Source organism: Ahrensia sp. R2A130, from assembly GCF_000179775.1.
GTDB lineage: Bacteria > Pseudomonadota > Alphaproteobacteria > Rhizobiales > Rhizobiaceae > Pseudahrensia.
Genome location: NZ_AEEB01000024.1, coordinates 60,797 through 86,239, shown reverse-complemented (window position 1 = coordinate 86,239; position 25,443 = coordinate 60,797). Strand labels below are relative to the sequence as shown.

Sequence of the window (25,443 nt, the reverse complement as noted above, 5' to 3'; positions counted from 1 at the left end):
ACACGCCTGCTGCCGACTTCAACGGCACGGACACGTTCACTGTGTCTGTCGATGACGGCAATGGCGGAACAGACACGGCGACTGTTACCATCACGGTGAACCCACAGAACGATGCGCCTGATGGTTTCGTTCAGACGATAGATGTTCTGGAAGATACGCCTACTGGTCTGAACCCAACATTGCCTACTGATGTTGATGACGTCTCTGGCGATTTGCGGGTTGAGATTACGTCGGTGCCATCAACGACATTGGGTTCATTCAGCTATACCGCTGTGCCTGGCGGGGCGATTGTTCCTGTAGCGACAGGTCAGATCATCACGGTTGTTGAATTCAGCAGCCTGACTTTCACCCCCGTTGCCGATGCTAATGGTTCTGTCGCTGCGCTCACCTATCGAGCGTTTGACGATGAGGGCGATGCCTCTGAAAGTGATGCTGGTTCCAACGGTTCTATTGCGGTCAATGTGCTGCCTGTGAATGATGCGCCTGTGGCGACCGATCAACTGCTCGCTGTTGAAGGCGATGCTGCGGTCGCGCTCAATCCGGTTGCGCCAACTGATATTGATAACGTGGCGACCGAATTGACCGTCACAATCGATGGATGGACGCCTACGGCAGATGCTGCACTGAGCTATCGTGAAGATGTCACGAACACTGTGATCATTTTGACAGGTGCTGGACCATGGACCCTGTCGGTTGCGGAATTCGAAGCGCTTTCCCTGCAACGTAATGGTGGCTTCGTTGGAACGGTCGCTATCGACTACACCGTGACGGATCTCGGTACCTTGTCCGATAGCGCGGTGCTGACGGTCGACGTGCAGGACGACAACGTAGCGCCAACGGCCATCAACGATAATGATCTTGGAACGGCTTACGACATCGGTGAAAACACACCGCTAAACGTCAATGTGCTGGCTAACGACATTGACCCCGATGGTGATGTGTTAGAAGTCACCCGCTACCGTCCAAATACTGGAGGCGCTTCTTGGGTACTGGTTGGCGACACGCTGACCTTGCCGGGTGTTGGCGAAGTGGTGATTGATGACGCAGGCAATGCTGTCGTTACGCCAAATGGCACCTATACCGGTCCGATTGTGGACATTGAGTATGAGATTACCGATCCGTTCGGCGAAACGTCCACGGCGCTTTTCGAGCTGGGTGTTGTGTTTGCGGAAAATGATGCTCCGCTTGCCACTCCCGATACTCTAAGCGTTGCTGAAGATTCTGGCCTGACCGTCGTCAACTTGATTGGCGATGATCTTGGCAATGGCGTTGATAGTGATGAGGAAGACCTGACTGCCGATTTGCAGGTTGTGTCCGCGTTCATTCCATCGACCAGCCAGACCCTTACGCCGGGAGTTCCGGTTACGTTGGTTGAAGGCGAGATTCAAATCGACGCCAATGGTGATCTTCGCTTCACGCCTGCTGCTGATTTCAACGGTACCGTTCCGCAAATCAACTATGTGATCGAAGATACTGCCGGTGCGCAGTCGCTTGCGACAGTCGATATCGCCGTGACATCCGTCAATGATGGTCCGACCGCTGCTGACGACACCTACACCGCTGATGAAGACAGCGGCCCTGTGGGTGGTAACATCATCACAGACGCCGGAGCTGGCCTCGACAGTGATGTTGATGGCGATACGCTGGCGATTGCAAGTGCAACTGTCGACGTTGCCGGTTCACCGGTGGCGATCACACTGGGCGTTGCTACTGATATTTTTGATGCAGGCGGTGAAATTGTCGGTTCGTTGACGCTGGATAACGATGGCGGCTTCGTCTTTTCGCCAGCGACGAATTTTAACGGGGCAGTTCCATCCGTCACCTACACGTTGAGTGACGGGAATGGCGGTACGGATATCGCCCTGCTTGATATCACCATCTCACCGGTGAACGACGCGCCGGTTGCGACCGACAATTCATATGTCGTCAATTCGGGCGCGGTAGGCGGCCTTGTTGGCAACGTTCTGACGCAAGATACAGGTGCTGGTCTCGACTCTGATGTGGATGGTGAAACCGTAACGGTGGAAAGCTTCACGGTTGCCGGTCTGCCATCAACCTTTGCTGCCGGTGCTACCGTCAATGTTCCGACTGCCGGTACACTGACAATCGACGCTAATGGTGACTTTACCTTCTTGCCGCTCAACACATTCTCGGGGCCGGTTCCTGCGGTGACCGTTACTGTGACGGATAGTTCCGCTGCTGTCGGCGGGCCACTTACAGATACTGCCGCATTGGCAATCGAAGTGGTGGACCCAGTTCCGGGTCTGCAGATTGTTGCGGAAGACACGCCTCTGATTTTCTCGGTCGCCACTGGGATCGGGTTTGATCTTCGCCCACCACTGGGGTTGCTGCCCACAGCACTGGTTGATGTAACGTTGTCGGCCGACCACGGTACGCTGGCTGCAAATCTTACTGCGGGCGTAGTGTCGCCTGATAATGGTAGTTCTACCGTGACCCTCACAGGTTCTTGGGCGGATGTAACGGCTGCACTGGACGGCCTGATCTATAACAGTGTTGCAGACTATTACGGTAGCGATACTATTACGCTTACCGTCGACACCGGCGTTCTGATCCCTCTCACTATCATGACCAGTGTCGACATTGATGTGGTTGCTCGGGTTGACGCGGCGGACGATACTGTGACCACGCAAGAAGATGTCGCTGTCACGTTGAACGTCCTTACAGGCGCTGTTCAAGGCGGCGGATCGACCGGTGGTGCGGACAATTTCGAGAACCTGCAGACGCCTGGTACGCTGGCTGGTCCGACGTTGACCGCTATCGGAACAGGGGCAAATGGACCAAGCAATGGCACCGTTACATTCTCTGCCGATGGTGAGCTGACTTACACACCGGACGCGAATTTCAGTGGCACGGATTCCTTCCAATACACCATCACCACGCCGGACGGGCAGGGTGGAACCGTATCTGAAACTGCACAGGTAAATGTCACCGTTGCAGCGGTGGATGATCCTGCAGTGCACACAGCTCCAGATACATCGACAGGTCCGATACCGTCCACCACGACGAATGAAGACACGCCGCTTGTGTTTACCGCAGGGACTGCGAACGAGTTGTCGGTGGCCGACCCCGACAGCGGCTTGATCACGACTCAGGTCACCGTCACGTTCGGTACATTATCGATCAGCCCGGCTGGTGTTACTGCTGGCGTGATCGCATCCGGTGATGGCAGCGGGTCATTGACCCTTGAAGGCACGGTTGCACAAATCAATGCTGCGCTGGATGGCCTTACCTATCAGCCGAATGCTGACGTCCATACGGATGCGGGCCTTGCTGAAACACTGACCATGAACACCTTTGATGATGCCGGGGACGTCGTTCCCGATGCCACGTCTGTGGTTGAGATTGCCATCACATCTGCCGCTGATGCTGTCGATGACACGCTGGCGCTGGATGAGGACAATGCCGTCGTGTTCAACCCGCTTACGGGTTTGACCAACGGTCTGCCTGATGGCGCGACGGCTGATGGTTTCAGCAGTCCAGCAGCTACCGTAACCGTTCTGGGAACAGGCGTTGACGGACCGCAGTCTGGTGTCGCGGTTCTGGAAACTAGCGGTATCAATGCCGGTCAGATCACCTACACGCCAAACGCGAATTTCTTCGGTACGGATACATTCCTCTACACAGTGCAGACACCGGACGGGCAGGGCGGCTTCCTCGTGGAAACTGCGCGGATCACGATGAATGTGGCATCGGTGAACGATGCTCCGACAGCATCAGGAAACACGGCGGTGACGTCCGAAGACAACCCTGTCACCGGCTTTGTCACCATGAGCGATGTTGATGGTGACCCACTTGTCGCGACGCTTTTGACACCACCTACAAACGGTACCGTGGTCGTGAACACGGACGGTACGTATAGCTACACGCCTAACCCCGACTTCAACGGCAATGATAATTTTGTTGTCGAAGTGAGCGATGGGCAGGGTGGTACGACGACAGCAACCGTTGCCGTGCTTATCAATCCGGTCAACGATGCGCCCGTGGCGGTGGTCGATGCACCGGTGACCGACGAGGGTACTCCGGTTTCTGGCACTATCACGATCACGGATATTGATGGCGACACACCCACTGCAACGCTGACCGTGCCGCCAGCTAGTGGTACGGTTACGGTGAACCCGGACGGCACTTATACCTACACACCAACCGACGACTTCAGCGGCACTGATACGTTTACGGTCGAGATTGATGACGGCAAGGCAGGCATTACACCGGCGACGGTGACTGTAATTGTGAACCCGATCAACGATGCGCCAACAAGTTCCAACGATGACTTCGTGGTACTGGAAGACACACCGCTCGCGCTGACGATCACCGTGCCGACGGATGTCGATGATGTGGCCGCTGATCTTTCGGTCGTGGTACAAGCCATTCCTGCAATTGGCGAAGGTGTTCTGACTTATACGCCAGACGCTCCTGTCGGTCCCGGTCCGTTCGAAGTCGCCAATGGCGATGTGTTAAGCATTGCGGAACTCACAAGCCTGATTTTCGTCCCTGCTGCGGAATATGAAGGCACTGTTTCCGACTTCGTTTATGTCGCGCAAGACGATGAAGGCCTACAGGCAGCGCCATCGACCGTGACCTTCACCATAACACCGCAGAACGATCTGCCGGTTGCGCTGGCAGATGCTGTGACCGTGCTTGAAGATGCAACGGTTACCGGCAACCTCATTACGGGTATCGTAGATGGCGCACTGCTTGGCGGTGTTGATAGTGATCCTGAAGGCGGTGTGTTGACCCTTACCGGTGCTGTCGTTCCGATCCCCGGTGGTGGTACAAATGCCGTTGCTTTGGATACGCCTACCGTTATCTTCGGAACTGGTGGTGCAGCGGTGGGTACGCTTACGCTTTCTGGCGATGGCAGCTACAGCTTCGCGCCGGTGCCGGACTATGATGGCGCTGTCCCAACGATCACCTACACGGTGGCCGACCCTGAAGGTGGCACCGCCGATAGCACTCTCACGATCACAATTGTGCCTGTAAACGACAGCCCCGTTGGCTTCGTCAATACGGTCAGCACCGATGAAGATGTTGCTGTTTCCGTCTCGCCTACGCTGCCGACAGATGCTGACGATGCAGTTGGCTCGCTCAACATAACCTTCGGTTCCGTGCCGCTGCCATCGCAGGGTACATTGAGCTACACGCCAGATGGCGGCGGCGCGTCGCTGCCCGTCGCTGACGGCACAGTCCTCACTGTGACTGAATTCGCCTCGTTGAACTTCATCGGTGCGCCGGACTATTCCGGCGCCGTGGACGATGCGACGTACGTCGTTGCTGATGATGAAGGCGATGCTTCTGCATCCGGTCCGCAATCAACAGGCTCGATTGCCTTCACCATCGTAGCTGTCAACGACCGCCCGATCGGTGTCGATGATGGCCCGATTGCGGTGTTGGAAGATATGCCATCCAGCGGCAACGTGTTGTCCAATGATACTGATGCTGACGGCGATACGTTGTCGCTGGTATCCTTCACTGTTGGTGGTGTTCCTGGTTCCTTCAATGCGGGTGATACGGCAACCATTCCGGGTGTTGGCACGCTGACCATTGGCGCAGGCGGTGGTTACACATTTACGCCGGAAGCAAACTATGCCGGTGTTGTGCCCTCTGCGACTTATGTTCTGACCGATGGTCAGGGTGGTTTCGGTACGGCACAGCTGTCGTTTTCTCCGGTGACTGCGGTCAACGACAATCCTATCGCGCAGAATAATCTTGCGACCACGACGCAGGATACTTCAGTCAACGGCAACGTCATCACTGACGACGAAGGTGGTGATCCTGCTACTGTTGATAGCGATGCTGATGGCGATGCGCTGACGGTAACTGGCTACACAATTGACGGTCACGCTGGCCCCATTTTCCTCGGTGCATCGACGCTCATTCCGAGCGTTGGTAGCTTCACCATGGACGCTGCAGGCGCATGGACCTTCGACCCTGCTGCAGGTTTCAACGGTCGCACGCCTCTCATCACCTACACTATTGATGATGGAAATGGTGGCGCAGACAATGCGGAACTGACTATCGAAGTTGGTGCTGTCAACGCAGCCCCGGTTGCTGATGATGATGCAGTGACCACGGCAGAAGACACGACAGTCATCGGTGTCGTAACAGCGACAGATGCCGAGGGCGACCCTTTCACATTCAGCGTCGATACCCAGCCCACAAACGGTACGCTGACGTTCGATCCGAGCGGCTCTTGGACTTACACGCCAGAAGCTGACTTCGTTGGAGCTGACAGCTTCATCATTCTTGCTGATGACGGCATGGGTGGTACGGACCGCGCAACCGTGTCCGTCACTGTTACTGCGGTGACCGATACTGTTCCTGACAATGTCACGACCCGTGAAGACACAGCGGCAACCTTCAACGTGTTGACCGGAACAACTGGTGCATCGGCAGATACGTTCTCCGGGCCTGCGGTGGTGAACAATGTCACTCAAGGCGGCAATGGCTCTGTAACTTTCGATGGTGCCGGTAACATCACCTACACACCGGATACCGGTTTCGTTGGCACTGACACTTTCACTTACTCGGTGCTCGCAAACGGTACGACCGAGACGGAAACTGTGACCATAACGGTTACCGATGTGAACAGCGCACCGGTGGGAACTGATCAGAATGTAGAGACGGGACCATCCCAAACAATCGGCGGCACGACCATCGCTACCGATCCTGATGGAGATGCACTAACCCAAATCCTCGGCACAGGGCCCGTCAACGGCACCGTGATCGTCAATCCTGATCTGACATGGGACTACACACCGAATGCAGGCTTCCTTGGCACCGACACTTTCACTGTCTTAGTTCAGGACGGAAGCGGCGAAAGCACAGAAGTGACGGTCACGATCGAGGTGGTGAACACGCCGATTACGATCACGGTGTCCGAGCCTCCACAGACCACGCCTGAGGACACAGTGCTCACCGGTTCTATCGAAATCGGAGCTGCGGCCAATCCTGTTGCCACGCTTGTTCTTGATGCAACCAACGGCACGGTGATCATCACCGACCCGGCGACTGGCGATTACACATATACGCCGAACCCGGACTATAACGGCCCGGACAGTTTCCGCGTGAGCGTGAGCGATCCGGTAGCGGGTACACGCGAAATCACGGTCGATATTACAGTGACGCCGGTGGACGATCCGGTCTCAGTCGCGGTGCCGCTGTCTGCACTTTCATTGATCGACGGTGAGACCGCTGCCATTGCCACGACCCCCCTGTTTGCCGATGCCGATGGTGCGGTGTTCACTGCGACCAACTTACCGTTTGGTTTCGCTATCGACGCTACGACGGGTGTGATCTCTGGCGTGTTGCCATCTGATGCTTCGCAAACACCAACTGTGCGGGTTACTGTGACCGCGCAGGATACTGGTGCGCCGGTCTCAGTCGAGATCGATTTGAGCTTCACCAACCCAGCTCCGATTGCAGTGCGTGATGGTGTCCAGCAGATCCAACCCGAAGAAAGCGTCGTGTTGAATGTGGCAAGTCTGTTTGTCGATCCCGACGGCGACACATTGACATTCACTGCAACCGGTCTGCCGGTCTGGCTGACGCTGGACCACACCACCGGCATTGCCACAGGCAACGTGCCGGATGATGTGCAGCCGGGCGAAGGCTTTAGCTTCCAGGTGACCGCAGATGACGGGCAGGGCGGCACGGCAACTGCGAGTGTAACGCTAACAGCGCCGCTACCGGTTGTTGATCCGGGTATCATCACCACTGATGATCCTGGCACCACGGCATTTGAGCCGCTCAAGCCTCGTCCGACGTCCGGTATCGATCAAGTCGACCCAATCCTGACAAATGTTATCGACGGTATTTCCGATCTGAGCGGCACTGCTGACCTTGGCGGGCAACAAGGCATTATACGCGATGCGGTGAACGGCATTGCTGACACCCGTGCCACCTCCAATGTGGTGGGTGAGGACGCAGCTGTTCTTGATGCTGTGAACGCAATTGCTGCGCTCAGCGCCAGCCGCACCGAGGCTGAAGGTCGTGATGAGCTCAATGGTTCTTGGGATATCGAAGGCCTGACGGGTTACTCACTCCGGCTTGGTTCCGGTGGCGAGGGCGATGCGTTGCGCAGTGACGGTGTTGAAGACGATCGCACAAGCGGCGATCTCATCATCGATACCTATGTGCGTAACCGCATTCTGTTTATCGACATCAACAACTCGTTCGATCCTGAAGTGCAGGGCATGGTCGCTCGTTATTCGGTAGAAATGCTGGACGGTTCACCGGTTCCATCATGGCTGCGGATTGTACGTGACGGGTTCGTGGTGGCTGAGCGGCCTGCGAGCCTTTGGGATCTGGAGTTGAAGATTTCCGCCAACTTTGAAGATGGTTCTGTGGTGTCGCGCGGCGTTCGCATTGATGGTCCAACCGGCGAGATTGAAGCCGTTACGCTGGCTGCACCCTTGGTGGTGTCCGGCTATGGATCTTCGGCAGGACTAGGCTTCAATGACCAGCTTCGCAGCATCGCGGACGCACCGGGCATTGAATATTGTCAGGTTGGCGATAACGCCCAGGAACATGCGTCGGGACTGTTTGAAGCGATGGCGAAGCTCCGCGCTGCGGAAGATACCTAATCCGCTGGCGCGGCGATGGTGCCGCGCTACTGAACATCCAGTTTGATGCTTCATTTCTTGAGCACTTGTGACAGTTTGCTGGCTGTGATGTGAAATGGCATGCGTCGGCCTGTTCTCGTCGCTTCGGAACGCCGCCATGCTCGACGCCACACCTTTGGTCTTCAACTCGCTATTTTGGGCAGCGGTTGTGCTTGCAGTCGTGTTTGCTGGTGCCATTGTTCAGGCCGGTCTTGGCATGGGGTTTGGGTTGTCGGTTGCTCCGCTATTAGCTTTGATCGATCCGATGATGGTTCCGACCGCTGCGCTCTTTCTAGGCTCAGCCACATCGTTTGCGGGTGCCTGGGCGGAGCGCGAACACATTGTTTGGCGCGAAGTCGGTATCGGGTTTGCGGGACGTTTTATAGGAATTCTAGTGGGCGGATGGGTGTTGTTATCACTCACCGATGTAAAACTGTTCAGCCTCGTGTTCGGGTGCACCATCTTGTTTGCGGTGGTGCTGACAACGATCGGGTGGCAGCTTGCGCTAAACGGCTTCAATCTTGTGACGATGGGACTGCTTTCCGGCTTCACCGGCATCATCACATCGGTGGGTGCGCCGCCATTGGCGTTGATCTACCAAAATCGACCGGCCATTCCTTCGCGTCCAACGCTTGCAACATTCTTTGCATTGGGAGGCGCGTTTTCGCTGGCGTTCATTTTTGCCAGTGGACGCGGCGATTGGGTGGATATTCAAATGGCGCTCTTCATGGTGCCGGCGGCAATCACAGGAACGTGGTTCGGGCGGCGATTGCGCGGACGCTTCGACACGAGGTACCGTCCCGCATTGTTGATGATTGCGCTCGGCGCATCAATCCTACTCATCATGCGGGGACTGTCATGAGACTGCTTTTGGCTGCGCTATTGATGATCTCCACCGCGCAAGCTGGCCAAAGAAAACTCGACGGCGCTGCGGTTGCTGCGCTGCTGCCTACGATTATCGCAACCGGGCAAGACACACGGCAAACTTTCTCCGAAGCGGGCGCCACGACCTACTCGTTCAAAGGGCGTGATAGCTATGGCAGTTGGCGCGTGCAGGGCGATCAATATTGTTCCCAATGGCCTCCTGCTGATGGCTGGGCTTGCTTCGATTTGCTTGCTGATGATGAGCTGAAAACGATTGTCTGGCTGGATGCATCTGGCGAGCGGATCGTAAATCACATTGCAGCGAAGAACTAGTTGGCACCCTTGGCGGATATGCAGCACGTCGTACTTGTTGGTCTGGGCCATGCCCATCTTTACGTTGGTTCGCGGGCGGCGCAATTTCGGCGCGAAGGCCTGCGGCTTACACTCATAGATGATGGCGAATTTTGGTACTCTTCGATTGGTTCCGGTATGCTCGGCGGGCGATACGAGCGCGCTGACGATGTCATCGATGCTGAGGCTTTCGCTACACGACACGGGATCGATTTCATAAAAGGTCGGGCGGTATCTATCGACCGTACTGCTCGCGATGTTGTGCTTGGTGATGGCACAAGGGTTCCATACGATTTTCTATCGCTAAACGTCGGTTCTCATGTCTCACCGCCATTTTCGATCTCAGGCGATGGCATCTGGTCGCCGAAGCCGATTTCCGATCTCCTGCAACTGCGTGAAGACCTGAAGGGGCGTTTTCAAAGGGGTGATCGAGTGCGGTGGATAACCGTTGGCGGCAATCATTCAGGTTGCGAACTCACTCTCAATGCTATGGCGCTAGCCCGTGCTGAAGGCGGAAACCTTGATGCAGCGCTCGTCAGTGCAGATGTCGATTTGATCGGAAACGAACCTGTCGGGGCACGAAAGGCAATGCGGAACGTGCTTGAAGCTGCCGGTTGTCGTGTGATGTGTGACACGTATGTGAACGCCATTGAGGAAAAGGTTTTGACGCTGGCAGACAGCAGTGAAATGCCTTTTGATGTCGCCATGGTGGCGACGGGTTTGCAGCCATCTGCACTTGTTACAGCCTGTGAACTTGACCACAACGAGAGCGGTCTCATCGTTACGTCGTATCTGCAATCGCCAGATGACGACCGTATATTTGCGGTAGGCGATTGTGCGTCGATTCGGGGATATAATTTGCCAAAGGTCGGCGTTTTTGGTGTTCGCGCGTCGCCTGTTCTCACCGAAAACCTCATGGCACGTGCCGCAGACGAACCACTTCGTGCTTACAAGCCCCAAAAAATTTGGTTTGCTGCGCTTAACCTTGGAGATGGCACAGGGCTGGCTTCTTGGGGGTCTGTTTGGTGGCGGGGCAAGTCTGCATTGGCTTTAAAGGACTGGAACGACCGTCGATTTATGGAGCTTTACCGGTAGCGAAGAGACCCTGCGCTTGCGTCATTTTCTTGAGGGCGTATTTCATGCATTCTAATTTCCTCAAACGCAGACAAATCGGAACCAATCAGCAAGTGCTGGTTCACGCGAAAGCCTATTCGAGGCCCGTTCCGCTAACGCCAGTTTCATGTGGCATGCCATAGACCCACAATGCGGCTTTAGCCGCTGCCGTGGATGGGGTTTCGATTCGGGATTTTACCGATTTGGGGAAACGCTCAAGACGGCCTGAAACACTATCAGGCGCAGCACACGATACATCAATACGGGACAATTAGGCGAGTGCGGCTGTCATGCCGGTCGAGGTGGCGGCCACCACTATCATGTCGAACCCACCACCTCACCTATGTGATCAAGCAGATGAAGAATGTGAACGATGCTGCGATCACCGGTTGGGCGTTTTACGGTCACGATCTGTGGCGGAACCAACCCAGAGAGTGTCTCACGGGCGCCTGCAGCTTACAGTTCGAGCGCGCGGGCACAAATTTTCTGAACTGCCGCTTGTAAGCGGCAGGCCCGCTGCAACATATCAGAAGGTGGCACTAAAACCGAGTTGTACGGCGCCGGACCAGCGGTCATCGGTTTCGTAACCAACCTCTGTCCGACCGAATACGGAAATCGTGTCAGTGACTGGACGGGCAAAGTCAAAACCAACGAAACCGCGTGCTTTCGATGTTTCGCCGCCCGGATCGAAAGACACATTGTTGCCCAGCAAGGTGGCGTTGATCTTGTCCGCATCACCTGTGGCGGTGCGGCCTTCGACACCCAAATAGGGGCGCAATGTTGTCATCGTGCCGTCACTGTTTTCGACGTCCTGAACAAGCGCGATTTTCAGGCGGGCGTTAAACACGTGAATATCACGGTCGTTGACTGTCACGTTGGCCGCAGAACCAGCTTCGGTGTATCCGTCGAGAAACAGGCCAGCGTAGCCGACGCTGAAAGATGGCAGAATAGAGTGGCCGCCTACACCCCATTGAGAGGATGCTGTAAGCTGGGGAGCGATGAAGAAGCCGCTATAGTCAGCTTTAGCCGTTTCGAGGCCACCAACTACGGTGTTGTTGGCCACTGTGCGGTTTGAATCGAATTTCATCCAGCCACCGGTCAACACGGCATTGAATGCTATACTGTTCAGCTGGGTGCGACCATAGACGCCTGCATAGTAAGCTTGGGAATCGATCTCTGCGCCATTGTTGTCGCTGCTTTCGATAAGGCCATATGCACCACCGGCGAATACACCATAGAGACCGGCATTACCCGTTGAGATATCGATACCGGAGACTGTGCCGATTGAACCGCTCGCTGCAGATCCGGCAGGAAAAGACTGATCGCTAGCCGTTCTGGCAGCAAAGGCTGAACTCCAATAAGTGCGCGCGCCAGCTGCGGGTGAGAACCCGGATGTAAAACTGCTGCCGTAAGCTGCCACGCCTTCGGCAGGCGCACCGGGTGCTGCAAATGCTGAATCGATACGGTTCTGGACATTGAGACCAACATTGCCTGCAACATCGGCAAACGCATCATCCACCAGCGCCATTGTCGTGGTATCAACTTGTACGATCTGTTGGCCGAGGATGGTTTGTAGTGGTGAGCCGAATGCAATGCTTTCAAATTGTGTGCCACTGACTTCTAAGATCGCATCGAGGCCTGGTGCGAGTGTCAGCATATCTGTGCCTGCGCCTGGCTCCAACGAACCCACTAGAACGGAACCCGGCAGAAGAGTTAGTGAAAGATCAGCGCCGACCGCCCTGATCGCCCTACCAGTCGGGCCGTCAAGATCGGCCACAAGCCCGGAATTGACGATTGTCACCGTACCGCCATCTGCAATTATACCAGAATCTTCTCCAAAAATTGAGCCGGAATTTTGGATAAACCCTTGGTCGCCAATATCGATACCGTCGTCTGAGGTTGAAATAAGTGTCCCGGAGTTGAAGATTCTGGTGTTGGCTTCGTTTCCCTCAATCGCTTGGCCGCCTCTGGCTCTTACGAGCCCGGTGTTTACGACAGTTGAACCTTCATCCACTTCAATGCCTTCGTCATCGGCTATGATTGTGCCGTGATTTTCCACTCGTGAGCGGTTGTCGACGTTAATTCCATCATCATCAATAACAGTGATCGTGCCGTTGTTGATATAGACCCCGTTGTCTCCGCCTTCAATTCCATTATCGTCTGCAACGATCGCACCGTTGTTGATTACCGTGCCGAAGTCATCCAAATCGACTCCGTCAGCGCTAGTGGATGTCAGAGAGCCATCATTCACGACACGCACATTGTCTCGGGAACTCCCACCAATGGCATCGCCGCCATTGGTGACAGTGGCACCATCGAGAACATTGACCGTAAAACCGTCACTTGGAACACTAAAACCGTCCACGTCGGCGCCGGTACAGGTGGCCAGCAACGGATTAGCAGCATCGATTGCACAAGCAGCGTGGGCGCTGGTGGATGATGCGATGAGCGAGACTGTTGAAACACTGAGGGCGAGTGAAAGAGACATACCGGCAGTCAATGATGAGGCAGCAACGCCGCGCAGTGCTGTTTTTAGCGAATAGATCATAGAATTTTCCCCGGCATGCCCCTGCAAGCGTCAAATAAAACCTTAACAGGCTCTTAAAAGAAAAATTTAGTGAAGTGGGGCCGTTTGCAATCCTGCAGGTCGAATCCGACTTGGAAAACGGTGCTTATCGCCATATTTCCGCCAAAATGTGGTAAAAACAACACGTTACGGCTGTCTGCAAAGGGCGGCGGCTCTCCCTTTGAAAGCAGGCTTTGCCGTCGACTGCTGGTTACCCCCGAGCATTTTTGTGTCCGTTTTGGAGCAGCGCCGCGTTTTTTTGAACATCCAATCTGGGGCGGAAAGCGGACGATTGGATTGATGTATTTTACGACGTGCTTCGGACGTTATGTAAAGCACCGCGCGCGCCAATGATGTTCGTTTGATCCGTATCAATTGGGCGTCATAGCCATGTTTTGAACCAAATGGTTTTGGTAACCTGCGGGTTTAGTGACACTAGGCTGCACAACCCAACTCTGGGTCAAGCGTGCTACGTAGTATCCTTAATCATTCGCTACTCCTGCAGAGCGCTTGTAGCAACAAACTTGAGTGCGCATGAAAAGTTTAGATTGAATCTTCGCAAGGAATTGAATTAATTGAATAAAATGGTAGCGGGAGAGGGACTTGAACCCCCGACACGCGGATTATGATTCCGCTGCTCTAACCAGCTGAGCTACCCCGCCACGGGGTGGTCCTGTCGGACTGTTTGCGTTGCCGAATTGGTTACGCGAACCGGCGTTCTATAGGGAAGGTGGGCAGGCTGCGTCAACCGTGAAAACGCAATGGCTGGCCTACAATTGATGAGCGGGTGATGATGAGGCTTTGCGACCCTGTTTCTGCTGTTTGTCTCATCGCACCCAGTGTTACGATCTGAGTGCCGCAACGGTCACGATAGTGCAGGCAGAGCCTTCCCTGCACTAACCGATTGCTCTTCTTGTAACCAGCGGCTGTGAAGGCGGAGCGGTTACTGCCGCATCAACGGCACCGGCTGCGCTCCATGTTTTTGCGATCCAGCCACCGCCCAGCACGCGGGTTTGCGGGTTTTCATCGACATAGAACACGCAGGCCTGCCCCGGTGAAATTCCGTCTTCGCCGTCCGTGAGCGTTATAAAGGCTGTGCCGTCTTCCAACGTCAGGCGGGCAGGGCGGGGCGGTCTTGTAGAGCGTACGCGCACATGAAGATCTATGCCTTCCTCGGATACGGCGTCTTCCAGCGTTTCATCGCCCAGCCAGTTGACGTCGCGCAGCGCTATGCGGCGCGTGGCCAAGGCTTCGCGTGGGCCGACGGTTACTGTCGCGGTCTTGGCATCGATCGATATGACATAGACAGGGTCGCCAGTGGCGATGCCGATACCGCGGCGCTGGCCGATGGTGAAATTGAATATGCCGTCGTGACGGCCCAACACGCGGCCATCAAGATGCACGATATCGCCCGCAACGCCCGCATCGGGGCGAATCTTGGCGATGATGTCGGCATATTTGCCCTGCGGCACGAAACAGATATCCTGGCTGTCGCTTTTTTCAGCAACGATCAGATCCATTTCCTGCGCCATTTCGCGGGTCCGGGATTTTGGCACGTCACCGAGAGGGAAGCGCAGAAAATCTAACTGCTCTTGCGTCGTGGCGAACAGAAAGTAGCTCTGGTCCTTGTCGGCATCTGCCGGACGGAACAGCTGTCGGTTTTTCAACGGGCCGTCGTCGCCGGGCTTTGAAATAATGTAGTGGCCCGTGGCGAGGCAATCTGCACCCAACTCTCGAGCTGTTGTCAGCAGATCGGAGAATTTGACCGTCTGGTTACACGCGACGCAAGGAATCGGTGTTTCGCCATTGATATAGGCTTTGGCGAAGGGGTCGATCACCTGCTCGCGAAACTTCTGTTCATAGTCGAGCACGTAATGGGGGAAGCCCATCTGCTCGGACACGCGGCGGGCATCATGAATGTCCTGACCGGCACAACACGCGCCTTTTTTCTGCACGGCAGCACCGTGGTCGTAGAGCTGCAACGTCATGCCCAGCACTTCGTAGCCCTGTTCCTTCAAAAGGCAGGCCACCACTGACGAATCCACACCGCCCGACATCGCAACAACGACGCGGGTGTCGGCAGGTGCCTTATCAAAGCCAAGGGAATTCAGCGCCATGGGATAGCCTGTAAATGGGTGCAGAACGGGTGGAATTGCCCGTCTGATATGGTGTGGAATGGGCATTTGGCAAGCGCGGAAGCCCAGTAAATCCGGTCACACGGGCTTGCATCATGACACAATGTGGCAATGCAGTGGCAAGGTTCATCCGTTGTTAAGCCATGCCGCATAGCTTTGGCTTGTCTGGTCAGACACCGTTTTTTGTATTGAGTAGAGAGTATCATGACCGAACAAATGCGCCCTCGGGTGAAATATGTCATCGGCCCTGATGGGAGCCCCCTGACGATTGCCGACCTTCCGCCTACGACCACGCGTCGCTGGGTGATCCGCCGTAAGGCAGAGGTCGTAGCAGCAGTTCGTGGTGGTTTGCTAAGCCTGGATGAAGCTTGTCAGCGTTACACGCTGACGGTCGAGGAGTTCCTGTCTTGGCAGGCATCCATCGACGACCACGGTCTGGCCGGTTTGCGCACCACGCGTATCCAACAATATCGCCACTGATCTTCTAAGGGCGCGGGCAGCGCTCTGATTTCTTATACGAATCCGCGATCTCCGCTTTGCCTGACCTAACGGTCGGCGATGCGGTTTTGGCGTTTTTTGTGGAAAATTACACGACGGTTTACCGACGGTTTACCATGTCGCGTCAATCTTGGGATCAACACGGCCGGGCGGCTCTCGATACAGACAGCCACCGGCGCTTCAGCTTCTCAGGACCGCGCTCCCCATGAATCATTCCTTCGACCACCCCTTTGACAAAGACGGCGATTTTGGATTTTCCCATACCGTGCAAAAGCTGGTTGGGCGCAGTCTTGCAGACGTGGAACGGGAATTGATTTGCGGCACGTTGGCCCGTTGTGGCGGCAACCGCACTTGGGCTGCCGATATTCTTGGCATCGACCTGATGACCCTGCGCGACAAGTTGATCGAGCTGCGCGCGCCGGAAGCAGACGAAGTGAAGCAGAAGCAGGCCGAACCGAAAGACGCGCATATGGTTCTGCTACAGGGCTTCCAGCCCGGGCGCCGTTTGCCAAGCTGATAAGGTCTATCAGCTGCGCTTGAGAAGTGCTGCTGCCACTGCGCCACATAGTGCGCTTGCACCGTAAAACCACAAACCCGGTTGGGCAAATGCCGTGGCGAAGCCTGAGCTTTTTGCTGCGAAAATGACGATTGCCACCAGCAACACATCCATCATCGACCATTTTGCCAGAGCACCTGTCGTGGCGATCAGCGGCGAACGAGCGATCGCTGCTTGTGGGGCGACGGCTGCGATAAAGGTTAGAGTGAGTTTTGCCAGCGGAAAGATGCCGGAAAACAGCGCGACTGCAATCGCGATAACCACGCTGCCCTGCGTCCAGAGTCCCGTAATGACATTGATCAGCGATGGTGTGTCGCTGAAAAAGTAGAGCTTTTGCAGATGCAGCAGCGGCAGTGTCAGACCCAGCGGCAGGCACAGCGCAGAGGCTAGCAGAAGTAGGCTGGCAGCAACTCTCATAAATTCGATTTAGTTGGGTCTGGCGAAAGTCAGGGATGCCCAGAAACTTTCCCAATGCACGCCGTCCTCGACCAAGCCTTCCGACTGTGGTTCGCTCATATGGATGGCGTTGAGCAAATAGGGACCGGGTCCGCGCGCGGGAATGGGGGCTTTGCCCTCAGCGTCTGTCAAAATGCGGTGGGAGGCTTCCGTGTCGATGCCCGTGAACATCTTGATCATCACGCCGGGCAGGGGCTTGCCGTCGAGCAAGACTTGCACTGGCATTGGTTCGTTCTGGTCAAGCGCATTGGGATTGGCGAGTGCGACCAGTTCGATCTTCAGGCCCGTGGGCCGGTCGAGCGAGCTTGTGTCACCGGATGTGACGAGCAGCGTCTTGGCGTAACGGGAGTAGCCTTCTTTCAAGGTGTCCTTCGGTTTGTCTGATTTGAGCGTTGCGGCAACCGCATCGCCCAAACCTTCCTTGAAGGCGTAGGTCTTGAACTTTTCCCAGCTTTTGAACGTCAGCTTATCGATGTTGGACTGGTGGACCACCACCGTGATTCCCGGTTCGCTAACGGTGATTTGCAGGGCAGGTCGGTCTCCATCGAGGCCTTTCACTGGTTCCATGCCGGATGGGTTCCACTGTTCGGAACGGACATTCCAGATGCCGACATAGGGCATCTCGTTGCCATTGAACCGTTGCCCCAGCTTGTGACTGACGGGCACGGTTTCACCGACAGCGGGCGTAAATGTTTGAGGCAAAAGGTAATATTCGTGCGCCTGCACTTCGGTCGCCATCATGGTGGCAAAAGCTACAGTTGCGGCGATGAGGGTACGGGAAATCAAGGGAAACCTTTCCTGCGGAAACTTATCCGATCAGCACATCGTTGTGTTTGTCAAAGGCCTGTCATTTGAGCAAGGTAGGAATACCAAACTCACGACAACATTACAGGAACGTCCTATCATGCCAGCCGGTTTGCGCCCGCTTTTCATTTTCATCGTAGCAGCTTTTGCCGCCGTATTTTCCAATCTGCCCCAGCACGCATATGCTCATGAAGTGCGTCCTGCGATTGCAGAATTGACCTTCGCCGAAAATGGCGGGGCGGTCTTGAAACTAGATGCCACATTAGAGGCGTTGCTGGCAGAAATTCCGCCGGATGTGACCGACACAGACGATGCGCCACAGGCCGAGCTGTACGATCAGCTTCGTGCTTTACCGCCGTCCGAGTTGGAAGCCCGTTTCCGCGAGTTCTTGCCGAAGTGGCTTGCAAAAACGCCATTGAACTTTGGCGATTCTGCTGCCGAACTGAACCTCACCGGAATTGAAATTCCCGAGGTCGGTGATATTGAGTCTGCCCGTAATTCGGTTCTTACCTTCGACGTCACCGTTCCTGCCGGTGTCGAACAGTTCACATGGGCCTACCCGAATGAATATGGCGCAAGCGTTTTGCGCGTTGCCCGCCCCGGCCAGGAGTTGCAGGCGCAATTCGTGCCCGCTGGCGGCAGCCTTGGTCCTCTGGAAGTCGGCACCGCGGCCGAGTTGCCCTGGTATGAAACCGCGTGGACTTATCTGGTCTCCGGCTTCGATCACATCGTGCCGAAGGGGCTGGACCATATTCTTTTTGTGTTGGGTCTGTTCTTCCTTGCCCCGCGCTTGAAGCCGCTGTTGTGGCAGGTGTCTGCCTTTACGTTGGCCCACACGATCACGCTGGCGATGGGCCTTTACGGCATCATCAACATCTCGCCATCCATTGTGGAGCCGATCATCGCGCTGTCCATCGTTTATGTAGCGGTGGAGAATATAGTGACGAAGGAGTTGCACCCGTGGCGGCCGGTTATCGTGTTCCTGTTCGGCCTGCTGCACGGCCTTGGTTTTGCCGGTGTGTTGGCAGAATTCGGCCTGCCTGCAGGTCAGGTGCCGCTGGCGTTGATTTCGTTCAATATTGGCGTGGAAGCAGGCCAGCTATTCGTTATCGCAATCGCGGCGCTGCTGCTGTTCTGGGCTTTCAACAAGCCGTGGTATCGCAAGGCTATCGCCATTCCAGCCTCGCTCTTCATCGGTGCGATGGGAGCCTACTGGTTCGTGGAACGCACGATACTCTAGATAACAAAAAGCCCGGCTGCTCATTGGAGCAACCGGGCTTTTTTTAAACGGCGGGTGATGCGGGCTCAGCTTTCGGTAGCGAGGCGCTTGTTCACCCTTTCGACCACCGCGTCGGATGTGATGCCGAAGTGTTCGTACAGCGCCTTGTAGGGGCCGGATGCGCCGAACGAATCCATGCCGACGAAGATGCCATCGGAACCGATGATCGCGTCCCAGCCCATGCGAACGGCGGCTTCGATGCCGACGTTCACCTTCGCATTGCCAATGACCGACGAGCGGTAGCCGCCGGATTGCGCGGCGAACAGTTCAAAGCTTGGTACAGAAACGACGCGGGTGGGATGACCGGCAGCGTCCAGCGCAGCCTTTGCTTCCATGGCGATTTCGACCTCCGAGCCGCTGGCAAAGATCGAGACTGCAGCATCGTCATCGCCTGGGCTTGCGACTTCATATGCACCACGGGCGCACAGGTTTTCTTCGTCGAATTCCGTGCGAACCGGTTCGAGGTCTTGGCGGGTCAGCGCGATGACGGATGGCTTGTCGCGGCTTTCCAACGCCAGCTGCCAGCACTCTGCTGTTTCCGTCACATCTGCCGGACGGAAGACTTGGAGGCCGGGGATGGCGCGCAGCGAAGCCAGATGTTCAACCGGCTGGTGGGTCGGGCCGTCTTCGCCAAGGCCGATGGAATCATGCGTCATGACATGGATTGCACGAATGCCCATCAGTGCGGCCAGACGGATCGACGGGCGGCAATAATCTGCGAACACGAGGAAGCCGCCAGAATAAGGGATCAAGCCACCATGCAATGCGATGCCGTTCATGGCCGCTGCCATCGCATGTTCGCGGATGCCGTAATGGATGAAGCGTCCAGAGAAATCGTCCGGTGAAATCGGCGGCGTCTGGCTGGTGTTGGTGTTGTTGGAACCGGTGAGGTCGGCGGAGCCGCCCAGCGTTTCGTCCAGCACGCCGTTGATGACTTCCAACACCTGCTGCGAGGCTTTGCGGGTGGCTTTCTTCGGTGGCTCTTCCGCCAGCTCTTTTTTCAGCGTCGTGATGGCTTCTTCGAACTTTCCGGGAAGGTCGCCACGGAAACGGCGTTCGAAATCGCCGCGCTTGGTGCCATCGGCAGCGCCAAGACGGTCTTCCCATTCTTTACGCTCGTGGGTGGAGCGCAGACCGGCGATGCGCCAGGCGTCCAGAATGTCTTCGGGAACCACGAATGGTTCCGCTTCCCAGCCCAGCGCTTCACGGGCACCGGCAATTTCCTTGTCGCCCAATGGCGAACCGTGGCTGCCTGCGGTGCCTGCCTTGGTGGGTGCGCCGAAACCGATGGTGGTTTTGCATGCGATCATCGTTGGTTTATCGGAGGTTTTTGCCTCTTCGATGGCACCGGCGATGGCGTCATGGTCGTGGCCGTCGATGGAAATCGTGTTCCACTGGGAGGCTTCGAAACGCTCGATCTGGTTGGTGGAATCGGACAGCGAAATCGCGCCGTCGATGGAGATGCCATTATCGTCCCAAAAGACGATGAGTTTGTTCAGTTTGAGGTGACCCGCCAGTGCAATGGCTTCCTGGCTGATGCCTTCCATCAGGCAGCCATCGCCTACAAGGCAATATGTGTGGTGGTCCATCAGATCTGCGCCGAACTCGTCGGACAGCTTCTTTTCTGCAATTGCCATGCCCACGGCATTTGCAATGCCCTGACCCAATGGGCCTGTGGTGGTCTCGATACCGGCGGCGTGGCCGTATTCCGGGTGACCTGCGGTTTTTGCACCAATTTGGCGGAAATTCTTGATTTCCTCCATGTCGATATCTTTGTAGCCCAGCAGGTAGAGCGAGGAATACAGCAACATCGAACCGTGACCGGCGGACAGAACAAAACGGTCGCGGTTGGGCCAGTCGGGCTTCTTCGGATCGAAGGTCATGAAGCGTGTGAACAACACGGTTGCGATGTCGGCTGCGCCCATTGGCAGGCCGGGATGGCCGGAATTGGCTTTCTGCACAGCGTCTGCGGAAAGGAAGCGGATGGCGTGTGCCATACGTGCGTTCTTGTTCGACATGGGATTTCGTTCCTTGAACGTGGTGTTTCATGCGCCATTATGGGGCGCTGGAATGTTTGGGCTGCGTACCGGCTTTACGGCTGCGCGTGCCTGTTGCGGCGAGGCTCTAGCACCTCGAACGCAACTGTCCAACCGGCTCTCCACAGTCGTGATCGCGCCATGCACCGCAAAACACGGCTTCGCTCTATTGTGTTGGATAAAACAAGCGGGACAACGCGCCGCCGCAATTGACGTTTTTATCGTGAGGGCGTTTCACTTCCAAGCGTGTGTATCCCATCTGATGGGCAGACACACAGCGACATTCAATTTTGCGAACGGTTCCATGGCGGCAGACCACAAGTCCAAAAAAGATGCAGGCGGCGATCCGCTGGCCGCAGCATTCGCTGCGTTGACCAGTTCGCTCGACCGTTTGGACAGTGCTGTCGACCGTCATATCGAAGGCAGCACCGCTGGCCGCAGCGTCGATGAGCAAGTGCAGCGCATGGCGGAAGACCGTTCGCGGCTGGCGCAAGACCTCGACGAGTCCGAAGCACGGGCGCAAAAACTGTCCGGCGTGAATGGCGAAGTTTCGCGACGTCTCGTCGATGTGATGGAAACCGTGCGCGGTGTGCTGGACAGCGATGCAGCTTCCGGACCGGCAACGAAAAGAGGTCGCTGATATGCCCCAGGTCGCAGTTCAGATTAACGGCAAAACCTATCGTATGGCCTGCGAAGAAGGGCAGGAGGCGCATCTGCTCGATCTTGCCCAGCGCTTCGACACCACGATCAATCAGCTGAAAGGTTCATTCGGTGAAATCGGCGATCAACGCCTCACAGTAATGGCTGGCGTGTTCGTGACCGATGAAGTGACATCGCTCCAGCAGCGGATCGCAGGGTTGGAAAGCGAAGTGGCCCGGCTGCGCGGCACCTCTACAACATCCGCCAATGGTGCAGGAGACGCAGATCGCGACGGCCGTGTCGCAGAAGCATTGTCTGCAACAGCCCGACGCATCGACGGAATTGCCAGAAAACTCGACGACGCTGCGAAATAAAAGCCACGGCTCAACTCGCGCCTCGCAATCGCCGCCGTTTGCCCCTAGATTACTCATCGACGGGCTGCGCTGGCCGTGATGTCTTTCATCCTCGGGGCCTTACGATTTCTGAAGGGAGCTGTCCCTGTTCTCGCCCGTGGGCTTGAGCACACGGCGCCCACCTACGCTGTAGGTTCCAGGATCGAAAACAGGCACACGGCAGAGGTGGTCCGTCACATTTTTGAACTCACGCTGTCGCCCTACGGGCTGCGCTGCGTTGGCGCGGGCTGACCGCCCGGTCGCTCTTCGCTCCGGCGAGTGCCGCATGGTGCGGCCCTTGCGGGCGCACCCGATAGAGATGGGCGGCTCTTGCGGACGCACCCGGTCGAGATGGGAATTTGTGAAATTGTCGCTTGCTGATGAAAAGAATGCGTTGCGAAAGCGGGCGCTTGCGGCCCGGGATGCGCTGTCGATGGAAGGTCGTATTGAAAGCTCCGTTGCGCTGGTCAGCATCGCCGCTGCCAACATCGAAATCGAGCCGGGCCAGATTGTTGCCGGCTATCATCCCATCCGTTCCGAACTCGACCCGCGTCCGTTGATGGCGGAACTCGCCACACTTGGTGCGCGGCTTTGCCTGCCTGTTGTGATGGGTGAAACTTCGATGGAATTTCGTGATCTGGTTCGTGGTGCGCCTATGGTGGCGTCGGGTTTCGGGACCATCGGACCTGATGATGATGCTCAGGTGGTCGATCCCGATCACATCCTGCTGCCGCTCTCGGCCTTCGACCGGCAGGGCAACCGCCTTGGCTACGGTGCGGGCTTTTACGACCGCGCGATTGCTGCGCTTGAAGGGCGCGGCATGAAAACACGTCTGTGGGGGCTATCTTTTGCGGTTCAGGAGGCAGACAACGTGCCTCGGGGGGAGCATGATCGCGTATTGCACGGGATCGCAACCGAAACGGAATGGATTCCGGTTTCCCCGTAAGTGGGTGAGGCTGGTCCCCGGAGGCAGCTTCCCGATATGCGCATACTCTTTCTTGGCGATATGGTCGGTAAAACCGGCCGTGAGGCAGTGTATAACCGCCTTCCCAAAATTCGTGACCGCCTCTCCGTAGATCTCGCCATCGTCAACGGTGAAAATGCCGCCAGCGGTTTCGGCATTACCCGCAAAATCTATCAGGCAACGCTGGATGCCGGGGCCGATGTGGTGACCACGGGCAACCACGTGTTCGACCAAAAAGAAGTGTTGAACTGGGCAAGCGAGGAAGACCGCTTTCTGCGCCCCGCCAATTGGCCCGGCGGCGTGCCCGGTCGTGGCAGCACCATGGTGGAAACCAATGATGGCCGCCGCGTGCTGGTCGCCAACATCATGGGCCGCGTGTTCATGCACCCCGAACTCGATGATCCGTTCAAAGCTGCCGAAGATATTCTGGCCGCCGCGCCTATGGGCGATGTGGTGGATGCCATTGTCATCGACTTTCACGCCGAAGCCACAAGTGAAAAGCAATGCTTCGGCCATTTCGTCGATGGACGAGCATCCCTCGTCGTCGGCACCCACACCCACATTCCAACAGCCGACCATCAGGTGCTGGTGGGCGGCACGGGCTATCTGTCCGATGCGGGAATGTGCGGCGATTACGACTCTTCGCTGGGCATGGATAAGGAAGAGCCGCTCAACCGCTTCCTCACCAAAGTACCCAAAGGTCGCATGGAACCCGCTAGTGGCGAAGCGACGGTTTGCGGCGTGTTGGTGGTGACGGATGATTCCACCGGCTTGGCGACCGGTGTCGAGCCGTTGCGGGTGGGCGGACGTTTGGCGGAAGTCTGGCCGACCATATGATATGAGTGGTCTGAGCGTTTAATCCCGCGCGGCCATCGGCTAAAGCAAGGGCAACCGATTCCGGAGCATTGCGCCATGACCATCCAGACCCTCGACGATCTGAAAAACATCTCCGGCCAGCGTGTGCTGGTGCGTGTCGATATCAACGTGCCTATGGCGGAGGGTCAGGTCAGTGATACCACCCGCATGGAACGCATCGTGCCGACGGTTTCCGAGCTGGTGAAAAAGAGCGCCAAAGTCATTCTGCTGGCACATTTCGGCCGACCGAACGGCAAGGTGGTGGCTGATATGAGCTTGAAACAGATCGTGCCCGCTCTTTCCAAAGTCCTCGGCCAAGAAGTTCGCTTTGCGCCGGACTGCGTTGGTGGGCAGGCAGCAGCCATCATCGCTGATATGCGCGGCGGCGATGTCGTGCTGCTGGAAAACACCCGCTTTCACGAAGGCGAAGAGCAGGACGCACCATCGCTGGCAGCGCAAATGGCGGAGCTGGGGGATGTATATGTAAACGACGCATTTTCTGCCGCCCACCGCGCCCATGCGTCCACCCATGGCCTCGCCGGAAGTCTGCCCGCCTATGCCGGGCGCACCATGCAGGCGGAGTTGGAAGCGCTGGAAAAAGGCCTCGGTGCGCCTGAACATCCGGTGATCGCTATTGTGGGTGGTGCGAAAGTGTCCACCAAGCTGGATCTATTGGGCAATCTGGTTGCCAAGGTCGACCATCTCGTCATCGGCGGCGGCATGGCCAACACATTCCTCGCTGCGCGGGGCATGGAAGTCGGTAAATCACTGTGCGAGCACGATCTGGCCGACACCGCGCGGGAAATCGAAGCCAAGGCTGCAGCTGCAAATTGCGAAATCATCTTGCCGGTGGACGTAGTGGTGGCGGACGGTTTTGCCGCCAACAGCCCCAACGACACTGTGCCAACTGCTGATGCGCCCACCGACCGGATGATCCTCGACGCTGGACCGGAAACCGTCGCGCTGATCGAAAACCGTATCGCTTCCGCCAAAACGCTCGTCTGGAACGGCCCGCTGGGAGCTTTCGAAATCGAACCTTTCGACAGGGCCACGGTGCAAGCCGCCCAAGCGGCAGCGGCGGCAACAAAAGCGGGAACGCTGGTGTCTGTCGCTGGCGGTGGTGACACCGTTGCCGCGCTGAAACACGCAGGCGTCGTGGATGATTTCACCTATGTGTCCACCGCAGGCGGCGCGTTTCTGGAATGGATGGAGGGCAAGGAACTGCCCGGTGTCGCCGCGCTTCGTAACCATTCTTGAGAAAACTTGGGGTCTGCGGCGGCTAAAATCGTTTAGCATCAGGCCGCTGTGGTTCCG

General features: G+C 56.6%; 16 protein-coding genes, 1 tRNA gene, 1 other RNA gene and 1 pseudogene. 13 read left to right on the top strand and 6 right to left on the bottom strand.

Translation table 11 applies throughout. The features are described 5' to 3' along the window. The 4 genes from R2A130_RS15905 to R2A130_RS15890 form a co-directional block, all read left to right on the top strand. Positions 1-8,603, top strand: an 8,603-nt coding sequence (locus R2A130_RS15905) for an Ig-like domain-containing protein (RefSeq protein WP_009465204.1), incomplete at its 5' end; no start/stop codon positions are given. A 136-nt stretch (positions 8,604-8,739) separates the two neighbouring features. Further along, positions 8,740-9,483 carry a sulfite exporter TauE/SafE family protein gene (locus R2A130_RS15900; protein WP_198008806.1) on the top strand — a complete coding sequence of 248 codons (744 nt, stop codon included), beginning with the start codon at positions 8,740-8,742 and terminating at the stop codon, positions 9,481-9,483. Then, positions 9,480-9,818 carry a hypothetical protein gene (locus R2A130_RS15895; protein WP_009465202.1) on the top strand — a complete coding sequence of 113 codons (339 nt, stop codon included), beginning with the start codon at positions 9,480-9,482 and terminating at the stop codon, positions 9,816-9,818. The genes R2A130_RS15900 and R2A130_RS15895 overlap by 4 nt, the downstream gene beginning before the upstream one ends. Further along, positions 9,819-10,931: an NAD(P)/FAD-dependent oxidoreductase gene (locus tag R2A130_RS15890; RefSeq protein WP_009465201.1), complete on the top strand. Its 1,113-nt coding sequence runs from the start codon at positions 9,819-9,821 to the stop codon at positions 10,929-10,931. It begins immediately after the preceding gene. 544 nt (positions 10,932-11,475) lie between these two features. Here R2A130_RS15890 and R2A130_RS15885 read toward each other — a convergent pair. The 3 genes from R2A130_RS15885 to mnmA all read right to left on the bottom strand — a co-directional run bounded on the left by R2A130_RS15885 (position 11,476) and on the right by mnmA (position 15,632). Next, complete coding sequence (locus tag R2A130_RS15885) at positions 11,476-13,497, bottom strand: autotransporter outer membrane beta-barrel domain-containing protein (RefSeq protein WP_009465198.1); 2,022 nt, start codon at positions 13,495-13,497, stop codon at positions 11,476-11,478. A 603-nt stretch (positions 13,498-14,100) separates the two neighbouring features. Next, positions 14,101-14,177: transfer RNA gene (locus R2A130_RS15880), tRNA-Met, on the bottom strand. Between the two features lie 234 nt (positions 14,178-14,411). After that, complete coding sequence (gene mnmA, locus R2A130_RS15875) at positions 14,412-15,632, bottom strand: tRNA 2-thiouridine(34) synthase MnmA (RefSeq protein WP_009465195.1); 1,221 nt, start codon at positions 15,630-15,632, stop codon at positions 14,412-14,414. Positions 15,633-15,854: 222 nt separating this feature from the next. On the opposite strand from mnmA, the gene R2A130_RS15870 reads away from it, so the two are divergent. Both R2A130_RS15870 and R2A130_RS19030 read left to right on the top strand, forming a co-directional pair. After that, positions 15,855-16,130, top strand: coding sequence for a DUF1153 domain-containing protein (locus tag R2A130_RS15870; protein WP_009465194.1), 276 nt, complete (start codon positions 15,855-15,857; stop codon positions 16,128-16,130). A gap of 292 nt (positions 16,131-16,422) precedes the next feature. Beyond that, positions 16,423-16,557: pseudogene (locus R2A130_RS19030) on the top strand (helix-turn-helix domain-containing protein); the annotation flags it as partial. A gap of 117 nt (positions 16,558-16,674) precedes the next feature. Here R2A130_RS19030 and R2A130_RS15860 read toward each other — a convergent pair. Together R2A130_RS15860 and R2A130_RS15855 are read right to left on the bottom strand one after the other, a co-directional pair. Beyond that, complete coding sequence (locus R2A130_RS15860; protein ID WP_009465192.1) at positions 16,675-17,121, bottom strand: paraquat-inducible protein A; 447 nt, start codon at positions 17,119-17,121, stop codon at positions 16,675-16,677. Positions 17,122-17,130: 9 nt separating this feature from the next. After that, entirely contained in the window at positions 17,131-17,946 is an 816-nt protein-coding gene (locus tag R2A130_RS15855) for a DUF4198 domain-containing protein (protein ID WP_009465191.1), read from the bottom strand. A 118-nt stretch (positions 17,947-18,064) separates the two neighbouring features. Here R2A130_RS15855 and R2A130_RS15850 point away from each other — a divergent pair, with 118 nt between their 5' ends. Then, positions 18,065-19,204, top strand: a complete 1,140-nt coding sequence (locus R2A130_RS15850) for a HupE/UreJ family protein (protein ID WP_009465190.1) — start codon at positions 18,065-18,067, stop codon at positions 19,202-19,204. 65 nt (positions 19,205-19,269) lie between these two features. Here the strand turns inward: R2A130_RS15850 and tkt are convergent, their stop codons facing one another. After that, the gene (tkt, locus tag R2A130_RS15845) at positions 19,270-21,261 is read right to left on the bottom strand and encodes a transketolase (RefSeq protein WP_009465189.1); all 1,992 of its coding nucleotides are present in this window, start codon (positions 21,259-21,261) and stop codon (positions 19,270-19,272) included. A gap of 322 nt (positions 21,262-21,583) precedes the next feature. On the opposite strand from tkt, the gene R2A130_RS15840 reads away from it, so the two are divergent. The 6 genes from R2A130_RS15840 to pgk all read left to right on the top strand — a co-directional run bounded on the left by R2A130_RS15840 (position 21,584) and on the right by pgk (position 25,386). Continuing rightward, positions 21,584-21,919, top strand: a complete 336-nt coding sequence (locus R2A130_RS15840; RefSeq protein WP_083804362.1) for a DUF4164 domain-containing protein — start codon at positions 21,584-21,586, stop codon at positions 21,917-21,919. A 1-nt stretch (position 21,920) separates the two neighbouring features. Continuing rightward, on the top strand, positions 21,921-22,292 hold the full coding sequence (locus tag R2A130_RS15835; RefSeq protein WP_040306326.1) for a cell division protein ZapA: 372 nt from the start codon (positions 21,921-21,923) through the stop codon (positions 22,290-22,292). 58 nt (positions 22,293-22,350) lie between these two features. Continuing rightward, positions 22,351-22,507, top strand: a non-coding RNA gene (gene ssrS / locus R2A130_RS18245) — 6S RNA. 164 nt (positions 22,508-22,671) lie between these two features. After that, complete coding sequence (locus tag R2A130_RS15830; protein ID WP_247869286.1) at positions 22,672-23,256, top strand: 5-formyltetrahydrofolate cyclo-ligase; 585 nt, start codon at positions 22,672-22,674, stop codon at positions 23,254-23,256. Between the two features lie 36 nt (positions 23,257-23,292). Beyond that, positions 23,293-24,111, top strand: coding sequence for a TIGR00282 family metallophosphoesterase (locus tag R2A130_RS15825; RefSeq protein ID WP_009465184.1), 819 nt, complete (start codon positions 23,293-23,295; stop codon positions 24,109-24,111). 75 nt (positions 24,112-24,186) lie between these two features. Continuing rightward, positions 24,187-25,386 carry a phosphoglycerate kinase gene (pgk, locus tag R2A130_RS15820; protein ID WP_009465183.1) on the top strand — a complete coding sequence of 400 codons (1,200 nt, stop codon included), beginning with the start codon at positions 24,187-24,189 and terminating at the stop codon, positions 25,384-25,386. The last annotated feature ends 57 nt before the right edge of the window (positions 25,387-25,443 follow it).